Below are 13006 nucleotides of genomic sequence, written 5' to 3'. Positions count from 1 at the left end.
TCACTCAGAATTGATTAAATAACAAAGCAATAATAATCGAACTTAACATAACCAAGCCAAAAACGATCAATGAGTAAAGTGCAGCTTTTTTATTTGAATACCCATATATCTCTTTTATTAAAAAGAACGGGATGACCACGTAAAATAACTCTGAAAGACTAATTATATACTCAGGCATTTCTAATGCGGTGACAGCCATAGCAGTAAAAAAAATCACTATCGCAGGAGCCAATACCATGGCTAATGCGCCAAAACCATCTAAGCCGCCTTCAGGGTCTTTAATTTTAAAAAATAAAAAAACAAAAAATGTAGCTAATGCAATTTGTAGCATTTAAACCTCTATGTACTAGTTTTTAAGACCCAGAAATAAGCTCTAAATTTCTGAATGTGATTTGTCTATTATTGACAGTTAAAATATCCAGCTCCATTAAACCAGTCAACCACGAGTTATTTTCTCACTATAGTGTGTGGAAGCTTTCTTAGAAGGCATTACTCAATGTACAAATCATTATTGTTCAGAACTTCTCGTATTTGTGTTTGGTCTTGAAGTACAGTTTTGTAAATCCATTTATAAAAGTACTTACCGTTTTTCGCAACAACCATTTCAGCTTTTTCTTTACCTAATACATGTGTAAGGGCATCCAATTCCATTAAGCAAACAGCGAGATGCAAATAAGTGGAAAATTCGCTTCTTGCACCATTCGGAAAACCAACAGGCACAGATGGGTACATTTTTCGGAGTTCAGCAACAGTCTTTGCTACCTCTTCCTTTCGTGCATCCTCAAACCAATGAATTTGTTCGTGCAGAAGCTGAGACAAACCAGCAGGGTCGTTATTTGGTCTTGAAGCTTTAAGAGTTAGAATTGGATGGCTATAAGGGCTTCTTACCGATTCGTCTATAATAATATTGTTTGTAAACCACCACTTTTTGAGGTCATGTTGCTCAATCAGCCGTAAAACTTGTTTTCGCTTCATCTCTTCTTTTTCAGTGCCATTAGCAAGAGAAATACTCACCTCTGCAACTGCAAGCTGGGATACAAAAATAGTAGATATAACTAATTTTAAGGTTTTCATTAACATCGCCTTGTCTTATTAGGATTGCTGTAATCTTCACAAAATAGTTATACTAAATTATGGACTTAGAATACGCATTTTTTGATTGAAGCTGTTTTATAGCTCATTGTCTGATGAAGGATATATAATTGCTCTCAACGCTGGTCGTGCAATTGCCAAAAAATAAACTTGCAACACTAAAACGGTTAAAAGTCCTTTAATACAGAACTCAAACCACGGCATTTCCCATATAGGCCGTTTATTTAAGGCTATACTTTCCTGCATGTTAGGGACTGGGCTACCAGCCCAAATAAAATAAAGCCCTAAAGCAAGAACTAAAAGCGTTCCAATTACAAAAGCCTTAAACTCTCTTGATAAATTATTTTTTTTCAATTTATGTAACCACTATTTGTACAATATCGTCTCAAAAATCAGCGAGAACATAACCAAGCACTATTTGTCTCGTTGACTCGAGTTGTGAGGTTTTAACTTGCTGTAACACCAAAGTGTAACGAACGATATTAGCGTGAAGCATAATGAAGAAGCTATTGATATTTCGGTATGTATTATAAAAAAATTGATTAACTCATTGTTACTGCCCATTTTATTAGTAAAAAAAGCTTGAGCCACAAGCCAAAGCAGACCTATAACACAAAACGGAAAAACGACTACTGCTGGTAGAACGAAAAATCCTACAGGTACTGGCGAATACGAAAGACCAAAGCTTAATGCTCTATAGAGCAGCTTTAAATTTTCACTCTTGGCATAAGTAACTCTACCTTCCATGAAAAATAACACCAACATTTTGTGGCTAAGCCAGCCTAACCCAAACCACAAAAATAAAAGCAGAATAATCAAATTAATACCTAATGCCTAGCACAGCGGTGTATCAAACTGTCAGTTGTTAAATTCCTACTAGCTAAGTTGTCTATCATAGCTCTCTTGCTAATGCTCAAAATATTTGTCGAACTCTTCTGAACTTGGAAGTGCTCAGTAACCCCAATACTTACTTCCCCAACTTCCTAATATATGTCTTCAATCGTGATTGACTCAAAGCCCATTATTACGTTAAAACCGACGGCAGAAACATTTAAGTTTGAATAAATAAAACTCGAGTAATATTTCTTTGTTGGCATCAATTATCCATGAACCAAGCCCATTGGAGAATCCGCCCTTTCAAACGAGCAACAATCTATCACTGTATATTTGTCTCTTATCTCGAATTTCACTCGAATCTCTTGAAGCATTAACGCCCATATAGGGCAATAACATTGGAGCTAAAAATAAGCTACGCAGGAGCAAAAGCCAATTATTATTTTTCCTGCTTCAACAATTTACTCTGAATAATTTGACGTAGCTCTTTAATTTTACTTTTATCAGACTCCCAAATTTGGAATGAACCAGTACAAACAGAAATCAAATTCTCTATAGGACTCTCTTTCGGGATACTGACATAGTACTTTTTACCTGCCATTATAGGCATACCACAAGAACCAATTGACCTAATTATATTAATTGGCTTTTTGGAAGCTTTAAGAGTCTCTAATATTTTAAATTTGGCTTCAAGAAGTGTCATTTTCCCACCATAGCCATAACTATTAGCAGGGATATCTTTAACTTTAGTCTCAACAACATAAACAATAAGGATGGCTTTTGAAGAGTCTACCGCATCTTTTGGATTAAGCCCATCACACCTACAAGCAGAGGCTATTTGTGAACAAAACAAGATTAAAACAACTACCAGACATTTAATTTTTACCAAAATATTCCTTTGTACATAAATCTGACTTAGCGTCTGCTATTTGTGTACTAGCTTAACTCAAAGCCAAAGCCATAATTAATTTAAGATTCATATGTTTAAATTTGGTTGTGATAGTCATTGCACCACCATACTAAGAGGTAAAAAATAGTAGGCTAAAAGTGCTGCTGATGCAATTTGTAGCATTTAACACCCCACTTGAAAATACATGAGAGCGCGTAAGTTATTAGCCTCCACCTGCAGCCATTACAGTAGCTCCTATGAAAACCGCTGGAACAACTAAAACTGAGTCTTAAGATTAATAAAGATCAAACTGATAATATACTTTATTATTCGCGTTTCATTTTACGAATAACACCTTACTTGTGACTCAAAATACTTAGCTAATTAACGTTGTAAAACAAATTGAACCAAGTAATGACAGCATCCTGCATTTATCACTAAAAGATTCATATATAACATATTTAATATTTCACAAGCTTCAACTTTTTACTTATTGAATAAGGATGCCAAGCCTTATCTAAGCCCCGCCTCTTTTCGCAAGGTGCCGCGTACATTATATTCACAGCTAAAGAACCTACAATGTAGAACCAACTGGCAAACTTTACACCGTTATTTATGCTATCAATTCGGATGTTAGTATTGCCAGTTAACATTCCATTTGACATCCCAAACGAGATATACAAACTTGGATGAGCTTTGCCTTGCAAAATACACTTCTGAAATTGTGTTAAGTCTATAGCAATTTCAGACTCTTTTATCGAACATCCAAACAGCTTTGCAAAATACAAATGTACATTCAACATTTGAGACTTTATTTCACCTGGAAATACTCTATTTAGCTTAACCACGTGACTTGAATATGAAGCTATTTTATTTCTAAGATAGTTTGACAGCTTTTCCCACGCTCTATCATGAGGAGCAGTTCTAGCGTTATTACAGAAAGCACAAATAAGGGCTTTTGATTTAATTACACTTCCCCTTTTTATACTGTTTAGTCTTATATTTTTTTCATCTTTATTATGAATATACAAAGGCTTTTTTTGGGATACTGAGCCAAATACAGACTTTAAATCAGATGCCTTAACAAGGTGCTCTCCTGTTTTTGCTTCTGTACCACAAATCCAACAATTCACGAAAATCCCCCGTTAAACACAACAATATATTAATTTCCATTTTTTAGTAGTCAAACACTCCACAATGATAATTAAAATCTGATACATTTTTAGTACTGCTACAGGTTATATGCAACAAGCCACTCGGTAATACATACCTTTTAAAATTGATTGCAAATCATGTGCACCAAGAAACGTTGCTTACTCAATTTCAAGCAGCTGATACACACCCCGATCTGGCCCGCCGATGTATTCTGCTTTGGCGGTTATCATGTCATTTTTTTCTAGGGTTTTTGAGGAGTTATAAGTAAAGCATGATATAGCTTGGCCTTGTTCTGCAAAACATGGTCCGAAGAGGCTGTCTGCTTTTGTGACTTCTAATGTTACCGTCGTTTTATCATCTTCTGTTGATACTGATTTAATTTTTCCAGTTATCATAATCTCATTAGGTGCTGCACTGACATTCATATTGTTCACCTTCACGATTTTTGCTATTCAAACTGCTAACCATCAAGCAGCAGTGTTATTTGCATGTATTGATCTTAATAAGTTAGCGCTTAAATAAAAATATTGCATAAAATACTGAGTTATTTTTATGCAATATTTGTTTTTCAGCTTATTAGAGGTATACGCCTCTAAAGTATATTCATTTGCGAATATGGCTATGTTGCTTTCTTAGCTTTGCTCGTACTTGCTTTTTTAGCCGCTGGTTTCTTTTCTTCTAGCTCTTCAGGCTCTGGTTCACCGTCATCGCTTGATGTAGAGGCACTTTCTTCTTCATCTGATGCAGAAGGTGAAGGCTCTTCTTCAAAACCTCTGGCAGCTTCAAAACTGCCACTGTGCGGTGACGGAGTGCCACTATCGCTTTCAGCCATAGCGTTGTCGGCGTCAGCCATTGGGCTAGGAATACCTGTATCAGCATGCATGTCTTCATGACCACTAGATTCATGTCCTCCCGCTTCTGGGTGAGGCATATCATCGTGCGAACCTGCTGCGCTAAACACGTCGGCGGTATCTGGAGCTGGTGCTGAAAAGTCATTAGTATGACCTGATGAATATTGATCCATCGCCTCGCCTCCGCTTCCCGTCGATTCAGATATGTTGATATTAATTATTTGCGACATATCAAACTCCTAATTTAAATATAGAATCGTGATTTGATTTGTTGCGTCTTCAATCGTACCTGAGCAGGTTTTGCCGCTTGCTCTAGCTGCATTAAGGATAATAAACATGTTAGTTGAACCGTCGTTATTATCTGGCTTAATTTTTCTCCAGCCGATAGTGGCAATATAGCCCCAAACATTTTTAGAGTGAGGTGAAGCGTATGTGCGAGTGATTGCTTTGTTTGAAAAGTTCATGTTGAATCTCCTAATTCATATATGCGAGGTAGATTTTGCTACCGTCGATTTGCAATGTTGTTTTTCTGCCGTAAGCATGTGCGTAAACTAATAGAGCGAATACGTTGGTTACGCCGTCATTAGATACTTTGTCTACTTTTCTCCATCCTGTACCACTAATATATGCCCAACAATTTGAGGCATGATAGCTAGTGTAGGTACGAGTAATGGCAACATTGCTCTTCCATTGTTTTGCTGCTGCACCGCCAACATTAATATTTGCAGTTATGTTGTTTCCAGATTTGGCAATATTCGTCACTGCTACCTTGGAATCTGCGCCACCATAACTTTTACTGTTTGGAGTGCTTGCATTATTGAACGTGTTATTTCCACCGTGTGGAAAAGCATCACTTGCATTACCACTGTTGATATTTTTGTTTAGTTCTCGCAAACCGTCACATTGTTCAATATCAACTAAGTAGTGATTTTCATCAGTATTATTGGTTTTGTTATCATCGATATGCTCGATAATTAACCCTTCACCAGGAATATGCTGATCAAACTTCGTTTTTTTACGATTGCTCAGTAAAAAATACTCTTTGCTATTTGCAGGCCCTATCGGCAATTTATAGACTTGAGGGTTGTCTGCATAAGGCTTAATAGTAACCGCCTGTGCAGCATTATGAATTACAGTAGGTGTAATCCACCCTGCTTTTACTTTACACCACGCAGTTGGATGCGCAGGCGTATTACCACCATTATTCCAACTACCACCCGCCATAAGATCCCAACGGCCTGTGCCTCGGCTAGAGTAGTCAGTGTCATATAAGTCTGGTAAACCTAGCAGTAAATGGCCCAATTCATGAGACATTACACCTACTTTGCCATTTTCAGGTGCCATAAAGTATTTATCTACGGTTACGCCATCAACGGCCTTGGGTGCAATACTCCATTTATGTGACCAGAAGTCATTTTTATTTGACGATTGCTCTGCACCAATACCAGCGCAAATAATCATTAGCGCTTCAACTTTGCCATTGCCCGAGTTGTCGTAATTAGCAAAGTTAACGTGTGGTGCGGCAAGGTCAATCAGCTGTTCAACCAAGCGTTGTGCATTTTTAGGGTACGCGCCAAATCCATAATCATTATTTGTGTAATAACTTTTTGGGTGTGGTGCTCTGTACCAACCTGCGGTAGGCCCTGAACCAGCTACTTGTCCTTGTACATCTAATTTGTTGTACGACACTTCGCGGTAATAATCCCGCATGCTGTTGCTACCAACATCAAATAGCAGATCGTTGAAATGGCTTTTTGAAGTAGTCGCTTTCTTATCTGAAAAGTCGACTAATAACGCCAATGCTTTTCTTACACCTACAACTGGCGCTGCATCTAGCGAGTGGTTGTGCGCACGTGTTTTATCAGGTCTTCCTGTAATTAGGGTAAACGTTCGCATATCAAGTACGTCTACTTGATCGATGTCATCAAGTAAACTGCCTTCCTGAAATGCGCGCTTAGAATTATCTATTTTGTCGTGCAAATCCGGATGAGGAGGCATTATGCATAAATCTCTACACATAGTGTTATGTCCTTATAATTAAACTAAATAAAACCCCTACCCACTGGCAACACTTAGGGCTGCTGAGTAAGCCTTGGTTTTACATTTTCGTTAAAGCATTTTGGTATAGCGCGTGGCTATACATTCATCTAATGATGAGTGGTCGTTCGAAGTGGGGGCATGTAATAATCCTTATTAAGGTGACTTCCATAAGCTCAACCAATTCACGATAACCGTAAAGTTAGTAGGTATTAGTTGAACGCCAAGCGAGACTGCGTAAGAGAGAAATAAGGGAAGGAGGAAAATCTAACAGTTGCTACAATTATTACCTTGTAATATTCATTGCCGCAGCATAAGTCATTAGTAAAGCTAATAACCTCAAACACGAAAACAGATAATTGTGTCCTTACAACTTCTATTTACACTCAAGCTAAAATTTAGAACATAATGACCAAAGATCAAGGAAAAAAAGCGACTCCCAATTTTTTCTGAAAAGCTGATATTACATGGCTTGTAGGCTAATTTAAGCTTTTATAATCATCTGCTCGAAAGTGGGCTATTTTTATGTTATTTCATCAAAAAGTCATTAATGATTAGCCGATTAAACCTTACCCAGTCACTTTTTAGTGAAAGCAATTAGAGTCGTAATTAATAACTAGTTATACAAAAAGGTGGCTATCTGTAATAAAGGGGTCAGCTAGTGAATTTTGGGCAAGATATTGAGTGATACATTGTTTAATCAATAACCTAATTAAGGTATCAATTAATTTAATAGAAAAGTAAAAAATTTTATTTAAATATAAAAAAATCGCTTTTTAATTCTCTTAAAAAGCGATTTTAAGTAGGATGTTGTCTATTTAAAAACGAAGATTATTCAGAAAATTCCGCATTATGATAAATTTCTTGAACGTCATCACAATCGTTAAGCATGTTGATGAATTTATCAAAAACCGCTACATCATCACCTTCAATTAATGTTGTAGTTTGTGGAACAAATGTGATTTCTTCCATTTCAAACTCAATGTCACCAAATGCTTCTGTTAATGCTGTTTTGGCTTTGAAGAACTCAGTGTGTGGTGCAAATACGGTGATCATGCCTTCTTCACATTCAATATCTGTTACGTCAACATCTGCCATCATCAATGCTTCAAGCACTGCTTCTTCATCTTCACCTTTAAAAGAAAGAATAGCCTGATGATCAAATAAGTGCGCAACAGCACCCGGTGCGCCAATTTTAGAGTCCGTTTTTGTAAAACAGTTTCTAACGTCTTTAATTGTACGGTTTCCGTTATCTGTTAAACAGTCGACAATTACCATACAACCGCCCGGACCAAAACCTTCATAACGTGCACTTACAAAGTCTTCACCTGCTCCGCCTTTCGCTTTATCTAGCGCTTTTTCAATAACGTGTGCTGGCACTTGGTCTTTTTTGGCTTTATCTATCAATCTTCTTAATGCTAGGTTCGCGTCTGGATCAGTGCCGCCATTTTTACCGCAAACATAAATTTCTTTACCGTACTTTGAATATAATTTAGTTTTTGCACCCTGCGTTTTAGCCATAGATGCTTTTCTGTTTTCAAAACTTCTGCCCATTGCGATTCGCTCTCGTCACTGAAATTGTATTTATAATTTACATCGATTGTGCATTACTGAATCTGAACGCTGGATAATTATCATTCAGCAATATTACGTATAACTAAGATTCAGTTTATTAACTGGATAATCGATTGATGATGCCAGCGATTTTATCAGCAATACTAATGATTACAAGGCTGAAATTGGCTTTAACACAATCTGCATCCCAGCGATGAAATTGTGGGAAGGCGCTTTATGCTTTTCTAATCGGTTAGGATGTAAATGGTGAATTAGAAGTGGGTCGGATAAGCGCAGCGCTATCCGACACATTTACTGAACGTTTTATAGGCTTGCCGCCAGCTCTGCACCTTGTCTGATTGCTCTTTTTGCATCCAGCTCGGCCGCAACATCTGCGCCGCCAATAAGGTCAACAGGCATGCCGTTTTGTTCTAAACCATCATACAATTCACGTAGTGGCTCTTGTCCGGCACAAACGATAATATTATCAACTGCTAGTAATTGCTCTTGACCATCAATTTCAATGAGCAGACCTTCGTCTGTCACTTTCTTGTAGCTTACGCCTGCTAGCATTTTTACTTGCTTGTGTTTAAGTGTTGCACGGTGAATCCAACCTGTGGTTTTTCCTAAACCTTTGCCCACTTTAGTCGTTTTACGTTGTAGTAATGTAATTTCTCGTGCTGGCGCAGAATGATTTGGTTCAGTAATCGCGCCTGCATTGCTGTAGTTAACATCAATACCCCACTCTTTAAGCCAACGTTCTTTATCTAACGTTAATGACTTTTCTTCTACCAAGTATTCAGACACGTCAAAGCCGATACCACCAGCTCCAATTACCGCTACACGTTTACCAACAGGTTTGTGATCTCGTAATACATCAAGATACGTCATTACTTTATCGCTTTCGATACCTTCAATATTAACTTGGCGAGGTTTAATGCCTGTAGCCAATACAACGCGGTCAAATCCACCTGCCATTAAACTCTCTACTGTTTGAGTAGTATTCAGGTTTACGGTAATCAAGTTTTTATACTTTTCTAGTTGCGATTGGAAATATCTTAGCGTTTCGTAAAACTCTTCTTTACCGGGTATTTGTTTTGCGTAGTTAAACTGGCCGCCTATTTCACCTGCTTTATCAAATAGTGTAATGCTATGACCGCATTCAGCAGCGTATACCGAAAAGGCTAAACCGGCAGGGCCAGCACCAACAACTGCAATATTTTTCTTTTCTGGTTTTAATTCAAAATTAAGTTCAGTTTCATAGCACGCTCTTGGATTTACCAAGCAAGATGCACGTTTACGTTGAAACACATGATCCAAACATGCTTGGTTACATGCAATACAAGTATTTATTTCGTTGCTTTTACCTTGTGCTGCCTTTTCTACAAAATCAGGATCAGCTAAGAATGGTCTGGCCATTGATACCATATCTGCCTGACCAGATGAAATAATGTCTTCGGCAACTTGTGGGTCGTTAATGCGGTTTGTTGTAATTAAAGGAAGTGAAACTTCTTTTTTAAGTCGCTCTGTAATCCATGTAAATGCGGCTCTTGGAACACTGGTTGCTATTGTTGGCACACGAGATTCATGCCAGCCAATCCCTGTGTTGATTATTGTTGCTCCTGCCTCTTCAATTAATTTAGCAAGTGCAACAACTTCTTCCCATTTGCTGCCCTGCTCAACTAAATCTAGCATCGACAAGCGGTAAATAATGATGAAATCTTCACCCACTTTTTTACGGATTGCTTTCACAACTTCTACTGGAAATTTTGCTCGTTTTTCAAATGTACCGCCCCATTCATCGGTGCGTTGGTTTGTTCTTTCACAAACAAACTGGTTAATTAAATAACCTTCCGAACCCATCACTTCAACGCCATCGTAGCCTGCTTTCTTGCCTAGCGATGCTGACTTTGCAAAATCTCTGATGGTGCTCTTTATTTGTCTTGTGCTTAATTGTCTTGGTCGAAAAGGCGTAATCGGTGACTTAATGTCACTTGGTCCCACATTGAAAGGATGATAACCATAACGGCCTGCATGCAAAATTTGCATACAAATTTTACTTTCATGCTTATGTACGGCACTGGTAATTTTTTTGTGCTTATCAACATGCCACCAACGGCTCATTTGACTTGCAAAGGGTTCTAAACGACCTCTAAAATTAGGACTAATTCCACCTGTTACAATAATGGCGACTCCGCCTCTTGCACGCTCTTCGTAGAACGCAGCTAGTTTGTCGAAGCCATCTTTTTCTTCTTCTAGCCCAGTATGCATTGAACCCATCAATACACGGTTTTTTAATGTTGTAAAACCAAGGTCTAAAGGCGCTAACATTGAAGGATATGTTACGCCATCTGTTGAAGACTGTTGTGGTGTAGTTGTGTGCTCATTTACTACAGAAGAATCTATGTGTTGAGTCATAATTTTATTGACCGCCCTATCTGGTCTAACCTCTTAATGGCTGTATTTATACTTGTTTTTACAACTAGGCTCAAGGATTTAAAGACTGTGTGTGAGTATTACCACGAAAAAGCGCTAGGTTTTTAATTTTAGACGATAAATATGAACATACCGATTTTGTTACAATGTTACGGTTTGTAATGGCTTCAAAAAATAGACTTTGTCGTGAATTTCGTTAACATAGTAATGTTGTATCTTGAAATTATACGAAATGGAATAGTAAATGAGCGACCGCCCAAACATTGTAGTGCGCTTTTTTCAGCGCATTTGGAAAATATTAAATTTTTCACGTAGATTATTTTTTAACTTAATTGTTTTATTCATTTTTATTTTTATCATCACTTCTATTTTTAGTGATGGGGATAAAGAACCACTACTTGATAAGTCAGTACTCGTTTTAAATATCAATGGTGATATTGTTGAACAAGCCCGATTTGTTGACCCAATTGACGCTTTCATCAATGAAGCTGCGGGTCAAAAAGATCAAGAGCCTGAAATAGAACTACACGATCTTTTGTATGTTATTAAAAAAGCAAAAACCGACAAGCGTATAACCGCTCTTGTACTGCAACTACAGAACTTTCGCTACGCAGGTTTCAGTAAATTACAAACGGTAGGCGACGCCATCGTAGACTTTAAACAAAGTGGTAAAAAAGTTTATGCGGTTGGTGATGGATATCAGGAAAATCAATACTATTTAGCGGCACATGCCGATGAAGTCATTCTAAACCCTATGGGTTGGGTAATGATTGATGGTTTCTCACGCGACGGCTTATACTTTAAAGACGCGCTAGAAAAATTCAAAGTAACCCCGCATATTTTCCGCGTAGGTACGTATAAATCGGCTGTAGAACCATTTATCCGTAACGACATGTCTGAAGAAGCTAAAGAAGCTAATAGACAATGGCTAAATGGCTTATGGAATGAATACGTAACAGACGTAGCTACACTACGTGGTGTAGAACACGAAGCATATGATCAAACATTACCTGCATTTTTAGAAAAATTTGAAGCTGCAAATGGTGATATGGCTCAGTTTGCTTTAAACAGTGGCTGGGTTGACTCATTAAAAGACAGAGTAGCTGTTTCTGAGTATTTCATGGAGCTGTTTGGTAAAACTGAAGAAGGTGATACCTTCCCGCAAACCACTTATTACCAGTATGCTGATGATGTTCTTCCAAAGCATGTATTCCCTAACCCTATGACTGAAAAAGTAGCCGTTGTAATTGCAAAAGGCACAATTGTTGACGGTCATAAGAAAGCGGGTGAAATTGGTGGTGACAGCACCGCTGAGCTATTGCGTAAAGCACGTTTAGATGAAACCATTAAAGCAGTTGTATTACGTATTGACAGCCCGGGCGGTAGTGCATTTGCCTCTGAAGTCATTCGTAACGAAGTAATTGCATTAAAAGCGGCTGGCAAGCCGGTTGTCGCATCAATGAGTTCTGTGGCTGCTTCTGGCGGTTACTGGATTGCTTCATCTACAAACGAAATTTGGGCGTCTTCTACCACGATTACAGGTTCAATTGGTGTATTTGGTATGTTCATCACGCTTGAAAAAGCGATGGAGTATATCGGTGTAAACGTAGACGGTGTTCGTACTAACGAATTATCTGACTTTTCTTTACTTAAACCACTTAACCCGAAAATTGGTCAAATTGTTCAGCGCTCAATTGAACACACTTATAACGACTTTATTACTATGGTTGCTAAAGATAGAAATATGACTGTTGAAGCTGTAGACAAGGTTGCGCAAGGCCGAGTATGGACTGGTAAAAAAGCGCAGGAACTTGGCTTAGTAGATAAGCTAGGTGATTTGGATGATGCAGTTAAATCTGCTGCTGAGCTAGCAGGTTTAGAGCGATACGATACGTGGTTTGTAGAACAAGAACTTTCACCTAAAGAGCGTTTAATTAAAGAAATGCTTGGTGAAGCCAGTGCTTCATTTGGAAGTGGTTCTGCCCTTCAGCAATCATCTACGTTGCGTCAACTTGTTAAGCTGATTGATGATCAAACTCAACAGTTACAAAACTTTAATGACCCTAAAGGAAATTATATCTACTGTATTTTGTGTGAAGCAAAGTAATCGGTAGGAAATTATTTGTCTCGTAGTGCGAGATAAATTAGCTATAATAAG

Annotated in this window: 12 protein-coding genes; 1 reads left to right on the top strand and 11 read right to left on the bottom strand. The window is 38.0% G+C overall.

Annotated features, from left to right (window positions below; translation table 11 throughout):
* Positions 1–4: 4 nt before the first annotated feature.
* The 11 genes from HUU81_RS07865 to HUU81_RS07815 all read right to left on the bottom strand — a co-directional run bounded on the left by HUU81_RS07865 (position 5) and on the right by HUU81_RS07815 (position 10743).
* Positions 5–331: a hypothetical protein gene (locus tag HUU81_RS07865; protein ID WP_199611669.1), complete on the bottom strand. Its 327-nt coding sequence runs from the start codon at positions 329–331 to the stop codon at positions 5–7.
* A 158-nt stretch (positions 332–489) separates the two neighbouring features.
* Positions 490–1074, bottom strand: coding sequence for a hypothetical protein (locus HUU81_RS07860; RefSeq protein WP_199611668.1), 585 nt, complete (start codon positions 1072–1074; stop codon positions 490–492).
* A 96-nt stretch (positions 1075–1170) separates the two neighbouring features.
* Positions 1171–1446, bottom strand: a complete 276-nt coding sequence (locus HUU81_RS07855) for a hypothetical protein (RefSeq protein WP_199611667.1) — start codon at positions 1444–1446, stop codon at positions 1171–1173.
* A gap of 919 nt (positions 1447–2365) precedes the next feature.
* Positions 2366–2815: a hypothetical protein gene (locus HUU81_RS07850; protein ID WP_199611666.1), complete on the bottom strand. Its 450-nt coding sequence runs from the start codon at positions 2813–2815 to the stop codon at positions 2366–2368.
* Between the two features lie 461 nt (positions 2816–3276).
* On the bottom strand, positions 3277–3948 hold the full coding sequence (locus HUU81_RS07845; protein ID WP_199611665.1) for a hypothetical protein: 672 nt from the start codon (positions 3946–3948) through the stop codon (positions 3277–3279).
* Positions 3949–4128: 180 nt separating this feature from the next.
* Positions 4129–4395 (bottom strand): hypothetical protein, encoded by a 267-nt coding sequence (locus HUU81_RS07840; RefSeq protein WP_199611664.1) that lies wholly within the window; start codon positions 4393–4395, stop codon positions 4129–4131.
* A gap of 194 nt (positions 4396–4589) precedes the next feature.
* On the bottom strand, positions 4590–5051 hold the full coding sequence (locus HUU81_RS07835; RefSeq protein WP_199611663.1) for a hypothetical protein: 462 nt from the start codon (positions 5049–5051) through the stop codon (positions 4590–4592).
* A 9-nt stretch (positions 5052–5060) separates the two neighbouring features.
* On the bottom strand, positions 5061–5285 hold the full coding sequence (locus HUU81_RS07830; RefSeq protein ID WP_199611662.1) for a hypothetical protein: 225 nt from the start codon (positions 5283–5285) through the stop codon (positions 5061–5063).
* Between the two features lie 10 nt (positions 5286–5295).
* Positions 5296–6840: a M6 family metalloprotease domain-containing protein gene (locus HUU81_RS07825; RefSeq protein ID WP_199611661.1), complete on the bottom strand. Its 1545-nt coding sequence runs from the start codon at positions 6838–6840 to the stop codon at positions 5296–5298.
* A gap of 849 nt (positions 6841–7689) precedes the next feature.
* Positions 7690–8412: a YebC/PmpR family DNA-binding transcriptional regulator gene (locus HUU81_RS07820; RefSeq protein WP_199611660.1), complete on the bottom strand. Its 723-nt coding sequence runs from the start codon at positions 8410–8412 to the stop codon at positions 7690–7692.
* A gap of 324 nt (positions 8413–8736) precedes the next feature.
* Positions 8737–10743, bottom strand: a complete 2007-nt coding sequence (locus tag HUU81_RS07815) for an oxidoreductase (RefSeq protein WP_233520613.1) — start codon at positions 10741–10743, stop codon at positions 8737–8739.
* Positions 10744–11092: 349 nt separating this feature from the next.
* On the opposite strand from HUU81_RS07815, the gene sppA reads away from it, so the two are divergent.
* The gene (gene sppA / locus HUU81_RS07810) at positions 11093–12955 is read left to right on the top strand and encodes a signal peptide peptidase SppA (RefSeq protein WP_233520596.1); all 1863 of its coding nucleotides are present in this window, start codon (positions 11093–11095) and stop codon (positions 12953–12955) included.
* Positions 12956–13006 lie beyond the last annotated feature (51 nt).

Source organism: Flocculibacter collagenilyticus (assembly GCF_016469335.1).
In the GTDB taxonomy this organism is placed as follows: domain Bacteria; phylum Pseudomonadota; class Gammaproteobacteria; order Enterobacterales; family Alteromonadaceae; genus Flocculibacter; species Flocculibacter collagenilyticus.
The sequence above is the reverse complement of the archived record's forward strand: the minus strand, read 5'-3'. Positions and strand labels throughout refer to the sequence as shown.